This is a genomic window from Desulfolutivibrio sulfodismutans DSM 3696 (assembly GCF_013376455.1).
Classification (GTDB): domain Bacteria; phylum Desulfobacterota; class Desulfovibrionia; order Desulfovibrionales; family Desulfovibrionaceae; genus Desulfolutivibrio; species Desulfolutivibrio sulfodismutans.
In genome coordinates this window covers 3,989,694-4,009,286 of sequence record NZ_CP045504.1, presented here as the reverse complement: position 1 = coordinate 4,009,286, position 19,593 = coordinate 3,989,694, and the positions used below count along the sequence as shown (strand labels likewise).

The 19,593-nt window shown below is 65.9% G+C and carries 19 protein-coding genes; 6 read left to right on the top strand and 13 right to left on the bottom strand.

What is annotated here, in order from left to right; genetic code table 11:
• Positions 1–94: 94 nt before the first annotated feature.
• Entirely contained in the window at positions 95–430 is a 336-nt protein-coding gene (locus GD606_RS18280) for an addiction module antidote protein (protein WP_163302999.1), read from the bottom strand.
• Positions 427–756 (bottom strand): type II toxin-antitoxin system RelE/ParE family toxin, encoded by a 330-nt coding sequence (locus GD606_RS18275; RefSeq protein ID WP_163303000.1) that lies wholly within the window; start codon positions 754–756, stop codon positions 427–429. Before GD606_RS18275 ends, GD606_RS18280 begins: the two co-directional genes overlap by 4 nt.
• Before the next feature lie 124 nt (positions 757–880).
• On the opposite strand from GD606_RS18275, the gene GD606_RS18270 reads away from it, so the two are divergent.
• Entirely contained in the window at positions 881–1,750 is an 870-nt protein-coding gene (locus GD606_RS18270) for a WcbI family polysaccharide biosynthesis putative acetyltransferase (protein WP_163303001.1), read from the top strand.
• Here GD606_RS18270 and GD606_RS18265 read toward each other — a convergent pair.
• The 4 genes from GD606_RS18265 to GD606_RS18250 all read right to left on the bottom strand — a co-directional run bounded on the left by GD606_RS18265 (position 1,674) and on the right by GD606_RS18250 (position 7,059).
• Positions 1,674–2,837 carry a glycosyltransferase family 4 protein gene (locus GD606_RS18265; protein WP_163303002.1) on the bottom strand — a complete coding sequence of 388 codons (1,164 nt, stop codon included), beginning with the start codon at positions 2,835–2,837 and terminating at the stop codon, positions 1,674–1,676. The two genes, GD606_RS18270 and GD606_RS18265, sit on opposite strands and share 77 nt — an antisense overlap.
• Positions 2,834–4,126, bottom strand: a complete 1,293-nt coding sequence (locus tag GD606_RS18260; protein ID WP_163303003.1) for a glycosyltransferase — start codon at positions 4,124–4,126, stop codon at positions 2,834–2,836. The genes GD606_RS18265 and GD606_RS18260 overlap by 4 nt, the downstream gene beginning before the upstream one ends.
• Before the next feature lie 40 nt (positions 4,127–4,166).
• Positions 4,167–5,432, bottom strand: a complete 1,266-nt coding sequence (locus GD606_RS18255) for a glycosyltransferase family protein (RefSeq protein WP_163303004.1) — start codon at positions 5,430–5,432, stop codon at positions 4,167–4,169.
• 67 nt (positions 5,433–5,499) lie between these two features.
• Positions 5,500–7,059 carry a sigma-54-dependent transcriptional regulator gene (locus GD606_RS18250; RefSeq protein ID WP_163303005.1) on the bottom strand — a complete coding sequence of 520 codons (1,560 nt, stop codon included), beginning with the start codon at positions 7,057–7,059 and terminating at the stop codon, positions 5,500–5,502.
• Between the two features lie 215 nt (positions 7,060–7,274).
• On the opposite strand from GD606_RS18250, the gene GD606_RS18245 reads away from it, so the two are divergent.
• Entirely contained in the window at positions 7,275–8,264 is a 990-nt protein-coding gene (locus GD606_RS18245; protein WP_163303006.1) for a DUF2333 family protein, read from the top strand.
• Positions 8,265–8,584: 320 nt separating this feature from the next.
• Positions 8,585–9,634: a Fic family protein gene (locus tag GD606_RS18240; protein WP_163304059.1), complete on the top strand. Its 1,050-nt coding sequence runs from the start codon at positions 8,585–8,587 to the stop codon at positions 9,632–9,634.
• A gap of 63 nt (positions 9,635–9,697) precedes the next feature.
• On the opposite strand, the gene GD606_RS18235 is transcribed toward GD606_RS18240, so the two are convergent.
• From GD606_RS18235 to GD606_RS18225, 3 genes are read right to left on the bottom strand one after another with little or no spacing between them, the layout of a single operon-like run.
• The gene (locus tag GD606_RS18235) at positions 9,698–10,027 is read right to left on the bottom strand and encodes a Fic family protein (RefSeq protein WP_374190867.1); all 330 of its coding nucleotides are present in this window, start codon (positions 10,025–10,027) and stop codon (positions 9,698–9,700) included.
• 16 nt (positions 10,028–10,043) lie between these two features.
• On the bottom strand, positions 10,044–11,216 hold the full coding sequence (locus GD606_RS18230; protein ID WP_163303960.1) for a glycosyltransferase: 1,173 nt from the start codon (positions 11,214–11,216) through the stop codon (positions 10,044–10,046).
• Positions 11,213–12,211, bottom strand: coding sequence for a polysaccharide deacetylase family protein (locus GD606_RS18225; RefSeq protein ID WP_163303959.1), 999 nt, complete (start codon positions 12,209–12,211; stop codon positions 11,213–11,215). The genes GD606_RS18230 and GD606_RS18225 overlap by 4 nt, the downstream gene beginning before the upstream one ends.
• 355 nt (positions 12,212–12,566) lie before the next feature.
• On the opposite strand from GD606_RS18225, the gene GD606_RS18220 reads away from it, so the two are divergent.
• Positions 12,567–13,016 carry a hypothetical protein gene (locus GD606_RS18220; protein ID WP_163303958.1) on the top strand — a complete coding sequence of 150 codons (450 nt, stop codon included), beginning with the start codon at positions 12,567–12,569 and terminating at the stop codon, positions 13,014–13,016.
• Positions 13,017–13,135: 119 nt separating this feature from the next.
• On the opposite strand, the gene budA is transcribed toward GD606_RS18220, so the two are convergent.
• Both budA and GD606_RS18210 read right to left on the bottom strand, forming a co-directional pair.
• On the bottom strand, positions 13,136–13,945 hold the full coding sequence (gene budA, locus GD606_RS18215; RefSeq protein ID WP_163303957.1) for an acetolactate decarboxylase: 810 nt from the start codon (positions 13,943–13,945) through the stop codon (positions 13,136–13,138).
• A complete protein-coding gene (locus GD606_RS18210; protein ID WP_163303956.1) occupies positions 13,942–14,709 on the bottom strand; it encodes an ABC transporter ATP-binding protein in 768 nt (255 codons plus the stop codon). The genes budA and GD606_RS18210 overlap by 4 nt, the downstream gene beginning before the upstream one ends.
• A gap of 251 nt (positions 14,710–14,960) precedes the next feature.
• Between GD606_RS18210 and GD606_RS18205 the strand changes: the two genes are divergently transcribed.
• Complete coding sequence (locus tag GD606_RS18205; RefSeq protein WP_163304019.1) at positions 14,961–17,507, top strand: heavy metal translocating P-type ATPase; 2,547 nt, start codon at positions 14,961–14,963, stop codon at positions 17,505–17,507.
• On the opposite strand, the gene GD606_RS18200 is transcribed toward GD606_RS18205, so the two are convergent.
• Positions 17,446–18,279 carry a helix-turn-helix transcriptional regulator gene (locus tag GD606_RS18200; protein WP_176629345.1) on the bottom strand — a complete coding sequence of 278 codons (834 nt, stop codon included), beginning with the start codon at positions 18,277–18,279 and terminating at the stop codon, positions 17,446–17,448. The two genes, GD606_RS18205 and GD606_RS18200, sit on opposite strands and share 62 nt — an antisense overlap.
• Before the next feature lie 163 nt (positions 18,280–18,442).
• Positions 18,443–18,829: a cupin domain-containing protein gene (locus GD606_RS18195; RefSeq protein ID WP_163301795.1), complete on the bottom strand. Its 387-nt coding sequence runs from the start codon at positions 18,827–18,829 to the stop codon at positions 18,443–18,445.
• A gap of 259 nt (positions 18,830–19,088) precedes the next feature.
• On the opposite strand from GD606_RS18195, the gene GD606_RS18190 reads away from it, so the two are divergent.
• Positions 19,089–19,550 (top strand): CBS domain-containing protein, encoded by a 462-nt coding sequence (locus GD606_RS18190; RefSeq protein WP_163301794.1) that lies wholly within the window; start codon positions 19,089–19,091, stop codon positions 19,548–19,550.
• Positions 19,551–19,593: the final 43 nt, after the last annotated feature.

Below are 19,593 nucleotides of genomic sequence, written 5' to 3'. Positions count from 1 at the left end.
CGGGGCACAGCCCCGTCGCACCACCGAAACAGCCGAAGAATACCACGACGGTCGCCGGACCCGCCAGCACATTTTCCCGGGCCGGACTAGCCGTTCATCCGGAACAGGCCACCTCCGGGGTTTCGCCGCCCGGGGCCACGGCGAGACGCAGCCCCACGGCCTTGAGCACCGCCGTCAGGGTGCGCAAGGTGGGGTTGCCCCGGGGAGACAGGGCGCGGTACAGGCTTTCCCGGGTGATTCCGGCCTGCCTAGCCACCTCGGCCATGCCGAAGGCCTCGGAAATCTGGCGCAAGGCCAGAAGCAGCACCGTGGGTTCGTCCGTGTCCTCCATGGCCGCCTGGAGGTACTGGGCGGCGAATTCCGGATCGGCGCGCAATTCCCGCACCAACGCCTCGTCATGGCTCACACTCGCCTTTTCATACTTTTTCATGAGTGCACCCTCTGCTTGAAATCGGCCAGACAGGCCGTCGCCCTCTCGATGTCAGCCTGCTGGGTTCGCTTGTCGCCGCCGCACAACAAAAGAACCACCGTCCGGCCCACCACGGAAAAATAGACCCTGTACCCCGGGCCATGGTCGATGCGCAGTTCCATCACCCCGTTCCCGAGCGTCTTGCAATCGCCAAAATTCCCGGCGGCAAGACGACCCACCCGGGCGGCGACGCGCGCCCGGGCCTGCACGTCCCGCAGTTCCGCCAGCCACTGGGTGACAGGTTCCCGGCCATCCTGGGCATGATACCGACGGACTTCATAGTGCATGACCTCTTGTAACTTTTAAGATACAAATGTCAAGATCAAAAATGCCTCCACACGCCCCAGACGCGTTCCACGCCAGTTCGCCCCCTTGCCCCAAGCGGCCCGGTGCGGCTACCATGGGCGGACCATGAAGCCCCTTTGCCTGATCCACGCCAACTGCCAGGGCGAGCCCCTGGTGAAGCTTTTCGCCGCGCATCCCGGGTTCAGCCGGGATTTCGAGATTGCCCATGCCGTCAACTATACGCGACAACCCGTGCCCCCTGCCCTGCTCCGACGATGCGGCCTCTTCCTGCACCAACGCCTGGAGGCCGAATGGGGGGAGCTTTGCAGCGACGAGCTGTTGTCCCGGCTGCCCGCCGGATGTCCGTCGCTGTGCCTGCCCAACCTCTTTTTCCTGGACTATTGGCCGTTTTGGTCCTCCAACACGGCCTTCGCCTATTCCGATTTCTTTCTGGACGAACTGCTCTCCCGGGGATTGTCGGATCGCGAGATCATGCACCTCTATCTGCACACGGACCCCGCCCGCTACTTCGATCTGGACGCCATCATGGAGAAATCCAGACGCCGGGAGGCGGAGAAGGAAAAACACTGGGACATCAAGCTGTCCCAAAGCGTGCGCGAAATGAGCCGCCATTCCTTGGCGTTTCACACGGTGAACCATCCGGGACGGTCCCTGTGCCTCATGACGGCCGAGGCGGTCCTGGACAAGCTGGGCTATCCGCCCCTTCCCGGGCCGGTGCGCGAGGCCTTCCCCGATCCCTTCGGGGAATTCACCATGCCCATCCACCCACGGATTGCGGCCCGGCTCGGGCTGACCTTTCTGCCGGAAGCGCCCCTTTTCCCGGTCTACGGCCGGGACATGGGCATTGAGGAATATGTGGGATGCTATCTGGCCTGCAAGCGGCTCAAAGAAACGGACTTCATCGGTTTTTTGCGCCTGCGGGCGGCCCTTGGCGGGCAAACAGCTCCCGCAGGGGACGGTCGCCCAAGGCCGTGAGCACGGCCTCGGCTGCGGCGTAGTTGACTCCCAGGTCGTGGCGCTGGCGCACCCTGGCCTCGGCCCGTTCGCCCATGGCCCGGCGCAGATCCCGGTCGTCCAGCAGGCGACACAGGGCGGCCCGAAAGGCTGCGTCGTCAAAGGGCGGCGTGAGAAACCCGGTCTCGTCCCGGCCTACCACCTCGGGCACCCCGCCGTTGTCGAAGGCCACCACCGGCAGCCCCACGGACTGGGCCTCCAGGTAGACCATGCCCAGGGACTCCCGGATGCCCGGGAAGGCGAAGAGATCGGCGGCGCTCAAGGCCCCGGCCAGCTCCTCGCGCGGCACGCGGCCCAGAAAATAGGCCCGTCCCGGCAGTTCCCGCCGGGCCAGTTCCATGATCTCCTCCCGGCAGACCCCGTCCCCGGCTGCCAGCAGCCGAAACCGCCGCCCCTCCCGGGCCAGTTCCCCAAGCCGTAAGATGAGGTAGCGCAGGCCCTCCACCTTGACCCCGGGCCGGAACATGGCCGCCGTGGCGATGACCGGGCCGTCCCCGGCGAGTTCGGCGCGAAGCGCCTTGCGGGCCGCCGGATCAAAGACGAACTGCCCGGGGAAGATGCCCGGGGGCACATGGCTGAGCCGGTCTTCCGGGATGATCCGGCGCAGGTTCTCCAGATCGAGCAGGCGGTTGGTGAAGACGTGGGCCGCCGCCCGAAGGCTTTGGCGGTTAAGGAGAAACCCCAGCCGGGTGCCGAGCTTCTTGGCCCGCTTGGTGGAATAGATGCCTTGAAAGATGGCGTAGGGGATGTTCGCCCGGCGGGCGCACCAGGGGCCGAGCACGTCCGGGGCCTTGTAGTAGGCGTGATACGTCAGCCACAGGTCGGCCCGGGCGTCCTCCAGGCGCATCCCGGTCTCGCGCCGCTCCCACAACACCCCGGGCCACAGCCAGGGCTTCTTGAATATCCACCGGGCGCGCAGGGCGCTGGCCTCCATGACCTCGTGCCCCCGGGAGCGCAGAAATTCCACCAGCCCTTTGGCGATGGTGGCGTCGCCCGACGGGGTGGGGTCCGACAGGGGCTTCATGGGGGCGTAGAAGGCGATTTTCACAGCCGGGGCGTCTCCTCGGCGTCCGATTCCGGGTCGGCGAACATCCCGGGGGGACTTCCGGCCAGGGCCCGGAAGATGTTCGCCAGCCGCGCGGTGTGGACCGTATTGTCGAAATCGGCCCGCACCTTGTCCCTGGCCGCCGGGATGATCCGATCCCGCAATGCGGCGTCGGTCAGCAGGCGGTGGACGGCCCGGGCCAGGGCCTCGGGGTCGCCGGGGGAAACCAGCAGACCGGTTTTTTCTTCCTCCACCAGTTCCGGGATAGCCGAGACGTGGGTTGCGGCCACGGGCACGCCCATGGCCATGGCCTCCACCAGGACGTTGGGGATGCCGTCGCGGTCGCCGTTTTGCAGCACCTGGCAGCCCAGGACGAAGGCATGGGCGGAGCGGTAGAAATCCAGCACCTGCTCGTGGGGCATGGCCCCATGGAAGCGCATCCTGGTGGCCAGCCCCGAATAGCCCGCCAGGGCTTCGAGCTTCTGGCGGTCCTCTCCCTCGCCGATGAGGTCGAAGGTGAAGTCCAGTCCCTGTTCGGCCAGAAGGGCCAGGGCCCGGATGACCGTGGGCAGGCCCTTCTTGGCCGTCAGGCGGGCCACGGCGAGGATGCGGAAGGGTGGTTCGAGGGGCGGCGGCGGCCCAGGCGTGAAAAGCGACAGGTCGATGCCATGGTAGACCAGATGCACAGGGGTGCGCCCGGCGGCCAGGCGGTCAAGATATTCGCGATTGTGCCCGGTGCAGGTCACGGCGAAGGCGGCGTGGCGCAGTTTTTCGGCCAGGCTGGCGGGATTTTGGGTGTAGACGTCCTTGGCGTGGCCGGTGAAGCTGAACGGCAGGCCCGTAAGCATGGCCGCGTAGCGGGCCACGGAGCCCGGGGAATGGGCGAAATGGGCGTGAAAGTGGGCCGCCGGGGGATCGGACTTCGGGTCTTGCAGCAGATACCCGGCCTGGAGCAGATGCTTGAGGGAGGCCGAACGCCGGGTTTTTATGAGCTGGCGCAGCATGCGGGCCGAGGCCTTGAGATAGGCCGCCGGGCGGGCGCGCAACTGGCGCAGGTTGCGCCTGAGAAATTCGCCCCAGTGCCCGGAGAGCATCTCGGGCAGATAGACCACCTCGGCCTGTATGCGCGACACCGAGGCGTGGGCGAAGGATTCGCGGGGTTTGCGCATGGAGATGATCCGGATGCGCAGCCCAAGCTCCTCCAATATCCTGATTTCGTTTGAGATAAACGTCTCGGAAATGCGGGGATAGCCCTTAAGGACCATGGCCAGAACGGGCCTTTGATCGGCCATGAAACGTGATCTCCTTGTGCTTATGTGACGCGTCCCGCGTCTACCCCTCTACTGCCGCCGCATCCCCGGCCCGTTTCTTTTTCGGCCGCGCCGGGGCCTCGCCCGCCTCGCCCTCCTGGGCGGCGCGAAACTCCGCCACCCGGGCCGAAATCACGTCCAGCCCGCAGAACTTGAACGCCCCCATGGCCCGGCAGTACGGCTCCGGATCATCCAGAAGCGCCCCGATCTTGTCCCGCAGGGAATCCGGCGACAGATCCTCCCAGGGCAGAAATTCGATGAGCTTGCGGCGGCTTAACATCTCCGCCCGGATGCGCTGCTCCATGCGCGGCACCTCCCGGGGAATCACCAGCGAGGGCTTGATCTGGCTCAAAATCTCGCAGGTGGTGTTGTAGCCGCCCATGGTCACCACCGCGTCGGCCAGCCCCAAAAGCACCTCCATGCGCCGGTAGAAATGGTAAAACCGCACCCGAAGGCCCGCCGCGCGCCGGGCGATGGCCTCCCGCTCGGGGCGGGGCATAAACGGCCCCGACACCAGCACGCTGCGAAACGGCGGCTCCCCCATGTCTTCGAGCATGTCCAGGTAGGCCTCCATGAGCGGATAGCCGTCGCCGCCGCCGCCCGTGGTCACCAGCACCAGCCGCTCCTCCCCGGAGATGCGCTCCTCGCGCCGAACCGCGGCCATGGAATGGCGCATGGGCACCAGCCGCGGGATATAGCCCGTAAACACCATCTTTTGGCTGATGCTCTCGGGGATGTCGTATTCCACAATGGGGTCGTAGAGATCCCGGTCGCCGTAGACCCATATCTCGGAATAATACTTCTCCAAAACCTCGTAGACGCCCTTGTCCCGCCAGTCTTTTCGCGTGCTCTCGGCGTCGTCCATGATGTCCCGCAGCCCCAGGATGGTGCGGGTCTTGGGCAGGCGGCGCTTGAGCCACTTGAGCGTCGGGATGACCTCGCGCTTTAAGCCCATGGGGGCCTTGTCCACGATAAAAAGGTGCGGCTGGAAGGCCTTGGCCGTGGCCACGATGATGTTGCGCCGGATGTTTAGGGCGTGGCGGGCGTTGATCTTGATGGACAGGGGCAGATATTCTTCGTTGGTTTTCTTGATCATGCCCGGGATGCGCACGAAATCCACGCCCTCGGGCGAGGAGAAGCGCCCGGCCAGGGGCGAGCCGGTGAGGATGAGGATGTTCACCCCCTTTTGGCGCATGTGCGAGGCGATGGCCAGGGTGCGGCGGATGTGCCCTAGACCGTAGGTGTCGTGGGAATACATCAGGATATTGAAGGTCGTGGGCTGGGCCATACGGCAATAAAGCCTTGTGGTTGGCGTTATGAAAAAAGCTGGCGGGTCGGACGAAAAAGACCGGCGGCTAGGGAATGTCCATGCCGAGCTTGCGGTATTCGTTGAGCTTGTTGCGAAGCGTGCGCACGGAGATGCCCAAAAGTTGCGCCGCCTGGGTGCGGTTGCCCTCGGTCTTGTCCAGGCTTTTCATGATCATGCGCCGCTCCATGACGTCCAGGGTCTCGATGTCCCCGGTCGGCGCCCCGGCCAGGGCCGAAAAGCCTCCCGGAGGCACAAGCCCGCCTTCGGCGTCCGGAGCGTCGCCCGCCGGGATGGCAGGCGCGGGCGCTGTGGCCGCATCCGTCGGAATAGGCGTTTCTGGAGCCAATGTCTCCTCGGCGTCGCCGCCGTCGGACTCCAGGTCCGGCCAGTTGTCGGCGTCGAGCAGGAAGTGGGCCTTTTTGATGGCCCCGCCGCCAGCCAAAAGCACGGCCCGCTCCATGAGGTTTTGCAACTCCCGCACGTTGCCCGGCCAGTCGTAGGCGGTCAGCCAGTCCATGGCCTCGGCCGTGAACCGGATCTTGTCCAGGCCGTAGGCCCGGCAGTATTTTTCCGCGAAATAGGCGGCCAGCCCCGGGATGTCCTGGCCACGCTCCCGCAGGGGCGGCAGCTTGAGCGGAATGACGTTTAGACGGTAGTACAAATCCTGGCGGAACTTCGCCTCCTCCACATATTCCTCCAGGCGGCGGTTGGTGGTGGCCAGGACGCGCACATCGGCCCGCACGGTCTCCGTGCCGCCCACCCGGTCGAACTCGCCTTCCTGGAGCACACGCAAAAGCTTGGCCTGAAGCCCCAGATCCATCTCGGAAATCTCGTCGAGGAGGATGGTGCCGCCCTGGGCCAGCTCGAACTTGCCCATCTTGCGGGCGATGGCCCCGGTAAACGCCCCCTTCTCATGGCCGAAAAGCTCGCTCTCCAACAGGTGCTCGGGGAGCGCCGCACAGTTGATGGCCACGAACGGCCCCTGTGCCCGGTCGCTATGGGCGTGCAGGAAGCGGGCGAACATCTCCTTGCCCGTGCCGGATTCGCCGGAAATAAGCACCGTGGCCCGGGATTTCGCCACCTGTCTGGCCAGGGACAGGACGCGGCGGATGGCCGGATGATCGCCGATGATGGCGAACCGCCCGCACGGGGCGTCGCTGTGGCCCGTCACCCCGGCATGGGCCTGCCTGTCGGCCGGGGCGGCTGCGGCTCGCGACCCGGGCTCACCTGTTCGCAGGCCCGCGCCCGGTTCGCCATCGCGGGGCATGACCGCCTGGATCTTCTCCCAGGACAGGGGTTCGAGCCAATAATCCTTGGCCCCGAGCTCCAGATACCGCTGGGCCTCGGCCGCCGAGCCCCGGTCGGTGAAGACCACCGTGGGCGGAAAATCCCCGGCCTCACGGCCCTTGGCCAGAAGCGACTCCGCCGAATAGATGCCGATCTTGGCCTGGGTAAATATCAGGATGGGCTTGGATTTCTTAAGGAAAGCCAAAGCGCCGGGTAGGGAGTCGGCGATTGCGCCAGTCACCCCGGCCTCTTTGAGGCTCTGGAAGAGCGCCGTCACCGTCTGCGCCTGGGCGACAAAAAGTATTGTCTTTTCCGGCATGAAGGCCCTTTTAGCCCCAAGTCAAACGCTTTTCAATCCACATTGGGCCTTTTTCGCCCCCGCCGTCGGGAAAATAATCACGGACCGGTCGCCTCGCGCAAAAACCTCCCCCGCTCCCGCATCTCTTGACCGCCTTTCGCGGATCGGACTACTCTCGCGCCGCACACATGCGCGGCCCCGCACCAGCGGCCACGCCACGAAAAAAGGATGCCCCCATGCAAAGCCCCGACCCGAATCCGTCCGACTCCACCCCGAAATCCATCTTCGCCCGACGCATTCCGGCCAGATACCTGATCATCGCCGCCGGGTTCATCCTTTTCTGGCCCGTGGCCTTCTACGCCATAGGGCTCTTAAACGGCATCTACGACGCCGTGGACCCCACACGTTTTGCCGACGTGGACGAATCCGTCAAGGCCCTGGTCCAAAACGTGGGCGAGAATTCCCCGCCCCAGGAAAAGGGCGCCGTGCTGGCTGAGGCCATCGTCCATCAACTGGAACGCGAAATGGGCTCCACCTTCGGCTGGTCCGCCAACGACTTTTTCCCCACCCGGTTCCTGGACAACCGGGCCTCGCGCCAAAAAGGCGTCATCTTCTCCACCCGCATGCTCATCCGCTTCTTCTCCACCCGGTGCAGCAAGCACGGGGCCATGGGCGCGGAGCACGAAGGATTGAAGGCCGCCCGGGAAAAACGCCTCGTCTACGCCGAAGACATCTGGGGATTCTTCCATTCCTCCACGGAAAGCGAATACCGGGCCGGCATCGACCTGGTGCGCCAGTACGAAAAGGAACTGGCCGCCGGAACCGCCGTCTTCAACCTGCGCACCGACGACATCTACGACCTTTTGACCTACATCACCGGCCGCGAATTCCTGGACCAGCCCATGGGGCTGCTCATCCAGTCCGGCGACGAGGTCTCCTTCTCCGACGAGGACGACCGGGTCTACTACGCCCAGGGGGCCATGCTCGTGGTGCGCGATTTCCTCTACGCCCTGGTCAAATGCTATCCGTCCATCGGGCAAAAAGGCGGCGAGGAAAACCTCAAGGAGGCCTTCCGGGCCATGGACAAGATCTGCTCCTTCGACCCGCCGTTCGTCGTCGAAGGCTCCCACGACTCCATGCTGGCCGACCACCGGGGCAAGATGGCCCGCTACTACGTGACCGTGCTGACGAGGCTCAATGATGTCACCCAGTCGGTGAACCGGTAAGATATCGGGGGAAACTTTTTTCAAAAAGTTTCCCCCGAACCCCCCTCGATCATCCGGCCGTCCAGGCAGAACGCCCGGGCGCTGCGGGCCTATGAAAAGTGCGGCTTTTCCCCCATGCCGGGGGCTATCTCCGACTCCATGCTGCCGCGATATCTTGCGCCCTACGGGGCTGGGGATTTCGGGGAGGGCGGGACGGTGAACCTGGTCCTGCGCCTCGGCCCGTAGCAACTCCCGCCGCCAGTCCGCCCCCTCCCCATCCCGGGGAACGCCCTGGACTTATGGGTGAATATGGGTGTATTTATGGGTGAGGAGACACACCCGTGCTGCAAACCGACACCATCCGCATCACCCCGGAGCTTTTGAAGCTCATCGCGGCGTGCGACGAATTCAAGGGGGCATGGCGCGCCCTCGGCACGTTGGCCCCCGACCGACTGCACGCCCTGCGCCGCATCGCCACCATCGAAAGCGTGGGATCGTCCACCCGCATCGAAGGGGCGAGGCTCTCCGACAGCCAGGTCGAAAAGCTTCTTTCGCGTCTCACCATCACCCCCTTCGCCACCCGCGACGAACAGGAGGTGGCCGGATACGCCCAGACCATGGAGACGATCTTCGAATCCTGGGCGGACATCCCTTTGACGGAAAACCACATCCGGCAGTTGCACCGCGATCTGTTGCGCCACAGCGACAAGGACGCCCGGCATCGCGGGGAATACAAGACAACGTCCAACAGCGTGGCCGCCTTCGACGCCTCCGGGCGGCAGATCGGCATCGTCTTCGAAACCGCCTCGCCGTTCGACACGCCTCGGCGCATGGCCGAGCTCGTGGCCTGGCTCACCGCCGAGGCCGGGCGCGGCCATCTGCACCCGTTGCTGCGCATCGCCGTCTTTGTCGTGGTCTTCCTGGAAATCCACCCCTTCCAGGACGGCAACGGGCGCTTAAGCCGTATCCTGACCACACTGCTTTTGCTGCAAAGCGGCTATGCCTATGTCCCGTACAGTTCGCTGGAAAGCGTCATCGAGAACAGCAAGGAGGCATATTACCTCGCCCTGCGCCGGACCCAGGGCACGATCCGCACGGATACGCCGGACTGGCAGCCCTGGCTCGTCTTTTTTCTGCGCGCCCTGGAGCAGCAGACGCGCCGTCTGGCGGCCAAGGTGGAACGGGAGAGGATCGTGCTTGCCGCCCTACCCGAGCTTGCTGTGCGGATCGTCGAACAGGCCCGGATGCACGGCCGGGTCACCATGGGGGAGATGATCGCCATGACCGGGGCCAGCCGCAATACGCTCAAGGAGCATTTCCGCAGGCTCGTCGGGCAGGGATTGCTTGTGCGGCATGGCGCCGGCAAGGGGACATGGTACACGTTGCCGTGAATGGAGTTGCCCCCGCTAAACCGGACACCAGTTTAAGACTGTTGGCCACGCACCGCCGCCCCTCTACCCCGCATGCCGCTCCCGCCGACACCGGCGTCCCCTCTCCGCCAGCCGATACCGTTGCAGGCGGCTTGTGGGCCTGTCCGCAATGGTCATCTCCACGAGTCCCTCCGCCAGGGCCGGTCCGAGGTAGCGTTCCCGAAAGGACTTGCGGTCCTGCAACCCCAGGAGACGCTGCAACGCCTCGCGCGACATCTCGCCGCCCATGGCCAGCAGCAATTGCTCGACTTGGGGGGCGACTTGGGGGGCGACTTGGGGGCGGAGGCGATGGCGTCGCTGGCCGCCAGCTATGCCAGGAGCGGCGGCGCAAAAAATGCGGAAAAAGGTCAGCAAGGATCGGAGAGACGGCTCAGCCAAGCCCGACAGCGGCCAGCAGCCCGGACAAGACCTTGGCCGCGTCGAAATGTTCCTCGGCGATCTTGCGGGCGGCCCGGCCGTGGCGCACGGGATCGGCCTCCACGGCCCGGATGGCGGCGACGGCCGCGTCCGGCCCCTCAAAGGCGAAAAGGCCCTCGCCCGTGGGCAGCACCGCGCCAAATCCCGTGTCCTCGTCAATGACCGGCTTTCCGGCCGCCAGATAGCTGGCGCTTCGATCCGAAAACCAGCCGCTTCCAAGCAGCACGTTCTGGTCCTTGGCCAGGGAGAAATGGGCCTTGGAGCCCAGGATGTAGTCGCGGTAGACGTAAGGGTCGGCGGACATCTCCAGGGCGTCGCGCACGATCCACCCCGCGTCGGCGAAACGCGGCGCGGCCTCTTTCATGCCGCTCATGGTCAAGTCCAGTTCCACACCGGGAAGGCGCGACGGCAGATCGATCATGGCCTCGTATTTCAGGCTTTTTCGCCAACTGAGGCGGCGGCCGCCGATCTCCAGGTCGCGGTCCTTGGCGTCCCAGGTGCCGATGGTGGTGTAGCCCCGGCCGGGCGAGACCCCGCCGTCCCACAGATCGAGCACCACGGGCGGGGCCAGGGGCCTCCAGTCCAGGCCCGACAGGGGCACGTCCGGCACGCCGCCTGAGGGCAGGTTCAGGCCGTAGGTGAAAAAATGCTCGTGGGCCAGGACGTAGTCGCGCATTCCCTGGTCGCGCTCGATCTTGACCTGGGTGAAGACCGGGTCGGTGTCAATGAAGGCCCGCACCCTGGGGGCGAGGTATTCCTCGCGAAGCGGAACCACCCCGGAGACGTTGAGAAAAAGGTCGGCCTGGGCGCAAAACCGGCGCATCTCGTCGGGGCTTACGCCAAAGGTGCGGCCCTCGATGTCGCTGCGGTAGAAAGAGCGACCGGCCAGGCCGTGCCGGGCCAGCATATCCGTCAGAACCGCCCGGCCGTGGCTTGAGTCGCTCACGCCATGCCCCACGGCCGGGTCAAAGGGATAGGCCCAGTCCGAGGCGTCCTCCACAAAAAGCACCTCATGCCCCAGGCGGGCAAGTCCCACCAGATAGTGCAGGACCATCCAGGCCTGCCCTCCAAGGGGAAAGCCCACAAAAAAACCGGCCACCACGATGCGCAACGGACGACGGCTCATCCCTTTCCCCGTGCGACGCCCTTGTCCTGAAAATATCGCCGCGCTCCTTCGGCGATCGTCACCGTGGCCACCCCGTTTTTCGCGATCCAGGCCGCAAAGGCCTCCAGGTTGGCGGCGGACCAGGGCTCCCAGCCCACATCGTCGCCCACCCCGTGCAGGCACAACACCAGCCAGCCGTCCTCATCCACCACCACCTTTTTCGTCAGGTCGATGATGGTCTGGGCCGAATCGGCCGTATGCACCACATGGCGCTTGATCCACCAGCGATCCGTGCGGCCGGGGAAATTGCCGTCGTCGCCGCCGGTGACCACCTGGTCGTACAGGGAGCGGCTGAGGTCACGCATGTGGGTGGTCCAGTAGTTGTGCGGGGTGATGTAGGTACGCGCGGGAAATCCCAGTTCCGCCAGAACCTCGCGCGACTCCACCATCTCCCGCTGATAGGACACGGCCCGGATGGTGCCGTCCTCCACATCGTCGGGGTCCAGGGGCCGAAACACCACCTCGCCGATCAGTTCGTCGTAATAATAGCTGCCCGGGGTGGATTTCACGTCTTTTTCGTTGTCGAGCTCCTTGAGGCGCCGTCCGTCCTCGGTCAGCCCGGCCAGTTCCTCATAGGCGTACTTGGCCTCGAACACCGTTTCGCTGCCCTTGACGTTGCGACAGTTTTTCAGCGGCTCCTGGGCGTATCCTTCGGGGATGTCCACGGGCCGCTTATGGGTCAGGCCGTGGGAGGCCACCTCCCAGCCGCCCTGTGTCAGTTCCCGCACCTGGGCCACGTTCATGAAATCATCATCGGCGTTTTTCAGGCGCGCGGCGATGATCCCCGTGGTGGCCGGGATGCCGTATTTTTTCAGAATGGGAAAGGCATGGGCGTAGACGCTGGCCAGCCCGTCGTCAAAGGTCAGGGTGAGCATTCCTGCCCGGGCGGCATTGCCCCCGGCCCAGGCCGTGAGCAGCGCCGCCACAAGACAGCAGACGAAAAGGAACCGGTGCATAGGCCTCCCCGACGGTGCAACGTTTTGCGGCATGGCGGCCGCCATGCCGCGGATGTAGGGCAACTGCGCTAAAAGTCAATGGCCGTTCCGGGGCGTTCCCCCGCGCGGCCAGGGGGTTCACCAAAACGCCCGGCCGCTCCGCAACGGCCCACCGCAGCCAGCAGTCTGCCGGGACGAAGAACATCCTGCGATTTGATCGTAACGGTTTTTGTTGACGGTTCCAAGGAGGGAAACGCCTGGCGCCAAGGACGCCAGCGCCCTTTGCCGAAGAGGAAAAAGCTGGTAGAAAGCGGCATGTCGTTTCGGCGACCTGACGCGTTGCCGATTGTTTCGCCGTTACCCGGAGAAATGATTCATGAAAAAACCGCTGGCCCTTTTCGTCATGGCCTGTCTGGCGTTGTCCCAGGCCCTTCCGGCCCAGGCCTCGGCCAGACATTTCCGCTCCTCCCACGACCATTTTACGGAATACGCCGCCATGGCCTCGGACCTGTTTTTAAGCGCCGACGACCCGGCGGAAAAAAACACCTTGGGGCTTTTGGCCGCCTCGTCGAGCTTTTACGCCGAAAGGGCCTATCTGGTCATGCAACTGACCGATATCCTGGAGAACATGAAGGAAGCGTCGGATGTCGACTATGTGGAAAAACGCATCCAGGACATCAAGCAATTCGTGCTGGAGGTCATCCGCTCCGAGATCAAGCGCGTCGGGGATCTGGCCATGAGCCAGGAGAACCCGGACATCAAGACCGTGGGCAACCTCATCGTTAACGAACTTCGGGTGTTCGAGCGCAACACCGGCAACCTCTGAGGCGTCCCCCGCCCGGCGACCGGCCGCACGTTCTGGAAATCCTGGAAGACGGATCGAACGGCGGCAACTCGAACTCTTCGCTTTTTCCTGAAAAATAGCGGCGTCTTCCCCGACGCGGCCTAGTCGTGCCCCACGGCCTCACCCTTGATCGGCTGCGCCTCCCCGGCCGGGGGGGTGGCGTCGAAATCGCCCAGCTTCGGAAACACCATCTCCACCTGCCGCAGGTCCGCCACCTCCGCCGTGACCGCGCCGACCCGGCCCGCCAGCACATGGCCGCCCACACGTTTGCCCGCAGCGTCGGGGTCGGAGATGAAATGCAGGTGCCAGCCGGGCACGTTCAGGCCACCCACGTTTTTCGGGCAGCGAAAGCCCACCATGGTCCCGGCCACGTTTTCCAGCTCGAACACGCTCTGCTCGGCCAGGGCCTTGGCCAGAGGCGGATAGGGGCGGCTCTGGCCCGGCACGCTGCGGACCTTGAGTTGGCTGAAGGTTCCGGTCAGGCGCACGGCGTAATACAGATTCTTCGTGGGCAGCGCGGCCTCCAGGGCGTCCGTGGCATCGGCCAGGGACGCGCCGCCGGGGATGGCCACGGTACGGTCGGCGGAGAAAAAGACCACCATGGCGAAGGGCGACCGGACGCCCTTGTCGATGACGTTTACCGCGCCGTCATGGGCCACGCGGTAGAACACGCCGCGCGCCACCACCATCTCGCCGTCCAGGCCGTCCACGGTGCCCAGGCCCGTGTCGCCGCGCCGGGAGAGTTCGCCGATGCTCACCCCGCCGTCCAGGCCCCCGGCGGACAGGGAGTCGATGGTGGCGGCCTGGAAAAGGACGTTTTTGCCGGACTTCCCCGCACAGCCCGAGGCCAGGGCCGCCAGGCACAGGAAAAGGGCCAGAACGCGCAGGGGCTTCAAGGCGCGAAAGTTCATGCCGCTCCCTCCAGATCGGTTTCCGTCTCTTCCTGCCCGGCCAGAAACCGGGTCACCACCGGCATGTCCGTGGCCAGGATCTCCTCGGGGGTTCCCTCGAAGACGATGCGGCCGCCGTCCAGCAGGGCCACCTTGGCCGCAATGCGGAAAACGTCGGGGATGTCGTGGCTGACCATGAGCGCCGTGAACCCGAAGGTCTGGCGGGATTGGGAGATAAGGGACAGCACGCCGTTTTTGCGGATGGGATCAAGCCCGGTGGTCGGCTCGTCGAAGAGGATGACCCGGGGTTCGGTGACCAGGGCCCGGGCCAGGGCCACGCGCTTCTGCATGCCGCCTGAGATTTGCGAGGGATATTTCCCGGCCACGACCCCAAGCTCCAGGCGTTCGATCTTGTCCATGACCCGGGCGGTGATTTCCTTTTCCCCCTGCCTGGTCTTTTCGCGAAGCGGCAGGGCGATATTTTCGAACACCGTCAGGGAATCGAAAAGGGCCATGTTCTGGAACATGAAGCTCATGCTGCGGGCCAGGGCCCCCCGTTCGGCACGGCGCATCCCCGTCAGGGACCGGCCCTGGAACAGGATCTCCCCGGAATCGGGCCGCAATAGGCCCACGATATGCTTGAGCAGCACGCTCTTGCCCTCGCCGCTTTTGCCGATGATCAGCGTGATGCCGCCCTCGGGCACGGCCAGATCGACGCCGCGCAGGACTTCCTGGCCTTGAAAGGATTTGCGAAGATTTTTGATCTCGATAAGTGCGTGGTTCATGTCGTGCGTTTCGTCCCGGCGGGGTAATGGGGAACCTCCCGGGCCATAAAAAATCCCGGGGGCGCGGCCCCTTGGCGGACCATGGGGCGCATCGGGCACTGTGAACATTTTTTTCCCCCTTGGCAAGAAAAGGCCCGGCGGCCCGCAGGCGAGCCGGGTTTCGACGCCCCCCCCGGAGCGCCCCGCCTTTGGCCGGGGGGGCGGGGGGGGCGGGGTCTTGCCCTTTTCGTTTCAAGGCGTACATATGTCACATGAAAAAAGCAGCACCCCCTGACGGCAAACATGTTTCCATGCCCGTTTCGGGCATGCATTGCGCGGCCTGCGCCGCACGCATCGAAAAAATCGTCTCCGGCATGGAGGGCGTGGCCCAGGTCTCGGTCAACCTGGCCGACGAGTCCATGCACCTGGCCTTTGATCCGGATAAGGTGGACCTGGGTTCCGTGGTCAGCCGCGTGGCCGACCTGGGATTCACGGCCACCCCACCCCCCGACCAGGCCAGCCTGGAACTGGCCGTCACCGGCATGCACTGCGCGGCCTGCTCGTCGCGCATTGAGCGGGTGGTGGGGGCCATGCCCGGCGTCTCCCAGGCGACGGTGAACCTGGCCGCCGAGACCGGAAAATTCGTCTTCGACCCCGCCGCCGTCACCCCCAGAGACATCCGCCGCACCATCCGCGACCTGGGATTTTCCTCCGAATCCCTGACCACCACGGACTTTTTCAAGACCCGGCGCACCGAGGCCGAAAACAATCTGCACGCCCTGCGCCGGGAGCTTGTCCCGGCCATGGTCCTGGCCGGGCTTCTGCTCTACGTGTCCATGGGCCACATGCTGGGGCTGCCCCTGCCGCCGTTTCTCGACCCGCACTACTCCCCGGCCGGGTTCGCCCTGGCCCAGTTTGTCCTGGTGGTCCCCATCATGTGGACCGGACGCCGTTTCTACACCGTCGGCATCCCAAGCCTTTTTCGCGGCGCGCCGAACATGGACTCCCTGGTGGCCGTGGGCACGGGCGCGGCCTTTTTGCACAGCCTGTGGAACCTTATCGAGATTCTCGCGGGCGTGGACCCGGCGGCCCGGGCCATGGACCTCTATTTCGAGTCCGCAGGCGTTTTGATCGCCATGATTTCGCTCGGCAAATACCTGGAGGCCGGGGCCAAGTACAAGACCTCCGACGCCATCGCCGCGCTCATGCGGCTGGCCCCGGACATGGCCACCCTGGTCAAGGACGGCCAGCACCTGCCCATCCCCCTGGAAGAGGTGGTGGCCGGGGACGTCCTTTTGGTGCGCCCCGGCGACCGGGTGCCCACGGACGCCGAGGTGGTCGAGGGCCAGTCCGGGGTGGACGAGTCCATGCTCACGGGCGAACCCCTGCCGGTCACCAAACGGCCCGGGGATACGGTCACCGGCGGCACGCTCAACACCACGGGGGCGCTCACCGTGCGGGCCGTGCGGGTGGGCGCGGACACCACGCTGTCGCGCATCGTGGCCCTGGTGCGCGAGGCGCAGGGGTCCAAGGCCCCCATCGCCGACCTGGCCGACCGGGTGAGCTTTTATTTCGTGCCCACGGTCATGGCCTGCGCCGTGGTCGCGGCCCTTTCCTGGTACTTTTTGGGCGGGGCGACCTACACCTTTGCGCTGCGCATCTTCACCGCCGTGTTGGTCATCGCCTGCCCCTGCGCCATGGGGCTGGCCACCCCCACCTCGATCATGGTCGGCACGGGCCGGGGGGCGCGGCTCGGCATCCTGGTCAAAAGCGGCGCGGCCCTCCAGGGGGCGGGGGGACTGACGGCCATGGTCTTCGACAAGACCGGCACCCTGACCCACGGCCGCCCGTCCCTGGACGCGGTGCGCCTCGCCCCGGGCACAAGCGGCCCGGACGAAAACGCGGCCCTGGCCCTGGCGGCGGCGGCTGAAAGCCTGTCCGAGCATCCCCTGGCCCAGGCCGTGGTGCGCGAGGCCGCCCGGCGCGGCCTGTCCCTGCACAAGCCCGCCGCCTTCGAGGCCGTGCCGGGCAAGGGCGTGGTGGCCCTGATTGGCGAAAAAAAGATTTTGGTGGGAAACCGGGAGTTTCTGACGGAAAACGGCGTGTCCGGCATGGACGCGGCGGACGAGACGGCCGCTGATCTGGCCGATACGGGCAAGACCCCGGTGCATCTGGCCGTGGACGGAAAATTTGCCGCCATCTTGGCCATCGCCGACCAGCTTCGGCCCGAATCGGCGGCGGTCGTGGCCGAGCTTGCCAGGCGCGGCATCACCGTGGTCATGCTCACGGGCGACGCCCTGGCCACGGCAAAGGCCGTGGCCGCCGCAGCCGGGATAACCCGGGTGGTGGCCGGGGTTTTGCCCGACCGCAAGGCCCAGGAGATCGAGCGGGTTCAGGCCGAAGGATTCCGGGCGGGCATGGTGGGCGACGGCATCAACGACGCCCCGGCCCTGGCCCGGGCGGACCTGGGCGTGGCCATGGGCTCGGGCATCGACGTGGCCATCGAATCCTGCGACGTGGTGCTCATGCGCAACGACCTGCGCGGCGTCCTGGCCGCCCTGGACCTGAGCCGGGCGGTCATGGGCAACATCAGGCAGAACCTCTTCTGGGCCTTTGCCTTCAACACCATCGGCATCCCCGTGGCCGCGGGCGTGTTGCACCTCTTCGGCGGCCCGACCTTAAACCCCATGCTGGCCGGCACGGCCATGGCCTTAAGCTCGTTCACCGTGGTGACCAACGCCCTGCGGCTGCGGTTTTTCACGCCCCGTCAGATCGCCCTGCCGCCTTCGGCTGCGTCCGGACAAAGCGCCCCGGCGTGACCCCCACGGCGCGCCGGAACTGGCGGGTGAAATGGCTCTGGTCGGCGAATCCGGCCAAGACGGCGGCCTGGGCCACGCTGTGGCCCGCCTCCAGGGCGGCCAGGGCCAGACGCAGCCTTTGGCGCATGACGAAGGCATGAGGGGCCAGGCCGAACCGGGCGGCGAACAGCCTATGCAGATGAAAGGGGCTTAGACCCGCATGCCGGGCCGTCTCGTCCAGGCTGGGATTGCGCCGGGCCTGCCCGGCCAGGTAGCTGGCGGCCCGCTCCACCTCGGCCCGGACGCCGCCCCCAGCCGGATCGCCCCCGGGCCACACTGTCGCCTCAGGCAGTCCGGGCAGCGCGCCAAGGGCCTTAGCCAGGGCCGTGCGCCGGGCCTGGGCCGGGGCATCCGCATCCACCAGTTCGAAGAAGCAACGGAGCCACGCGGCCGCGTCGCCGGGCGCGTCGTCGGCTGCGTCCCGGGCCGCTGTCCCGGCCATGTCCCGAAAGGTCCGCCCAGACAGGCACACGGCCCGGTGGGCGTGGGGCGGCGGGCCAAGGGGGACGCAGGCGTGGGGGGTGTCCGGGGGGATGAGGTAGAGGCCGCCCTGGGGCACGTCGAACTCCCCGCCGGGAAGCGACATGCGCCGACGCCCGCGTTCCGCAAGCCCGATGATCCAACTGGCGTGGGCGTGCCGGGAAAAATCCGGGGGCACGCCCACGGCCGCCACCGTGCGCACGTCGCCGTCATAGGGCTCGCGCCCGAAACGCACCATCGCACCGTCGTCCATGTTCCGCACCTCGAAAGCGCACCATAGCGCCGGGACCATGCCTGCGGCGGCAGGCGGGCGGGCGCCCTTTGCCCCCCAAAAAGATCCGGGCTGGTCCCGGCCCGGTCGCGCCCGAACCGGACGCCCCGGGTGATCGCAGGGACGCCGCAGGCATTCCGGCCCGCTACACCAGGGCCGGGGCGAACTCCGCATACAGCAAAAGGCCCTGGTCCCCGGCCCGAACCTCATGCCGGGCCCCTTTGGGGATGACCGCCGCCACCCCGGGCCGATACGCCGCCTGTTTGCCGTCGATGACGGCCACGCCGCTTCCGGCCGCCACCCGATGCACCTCCCATTGCCCCTCATGGACATGGGCGTCAAGGCGGCATCCCGGCGCCACCCGGACCAGATGAAGGCTGAGCGTGCCCCCGGTCTCCCGCCCCGGGACCAGGCAGCGTAAAAACACCCCGGCAAAGGCCGGATGGGGTTTTTCCGGGATATCGGCAAGGCGGATCGTCCTACCCGGGAACACGCAGCACCCTTCCTCGAAACCACTCCCGTTCTCGTTCATGGCCGCTTCCTCCTCGCGTTTGCGTTTCGGGTATCCTGCCCAAAAACGCGGCGGCCGGTCTTGAACGATCCTGCTCTTTTTTGGAGCCCCCGGGGCCTACTTCGTGAGAAAAATAACAAATACACCGCCAAACGCCTTCAAAAATCCGGCGAATGCCGCTATCATGCCGTTAAAAGAGGCAGTTTTCCAGACTGCACCCGTCGGGACCGACCCGGCGGGGAAACAGGCCTCGTAACCGTCAACCACCCGGCAACCCGTCATGAAAATTTCCGACCTGATGCGTAAAAATCTCATCAAGGTGCGCCCCGAGGCCCATATCGGGCATGTGCTCATCTGGTACAACGGCCTGACCGACACCTCCCGCAACACCTACGTGGTGGATGAACGCGGCGGGCTCCTGGGCGTGGTGACCATTTTCGATTTCCTGTTCATGCTGGTGCCCGGGCCGGTCGCCGAGGACAGCCTGGCAGGGCGGATTCAGGGGCGCGATGCGCTTTTGCGGGCGCTTCGGCGCAATATGGCGGCCATTGCCGACACGGAGGTGGGCAGCATCATGGATACGCAGTTTCCCACGGCCCGGGCCGACGACCTGTTCGTCACGGCGCATGGGCTGATCATGGAGCAGCGGGCCAATGCCGTGCCGGTTCTGGACGACCAGGGCATCCTGATGGGGGAGGTGTCGCGGCGCATGATACTGGGATTTTTGGTGCAGAATTTGTAACCTCGCCGCACACGACGACAAAAAAGGCGGCCCCCTTGGACCG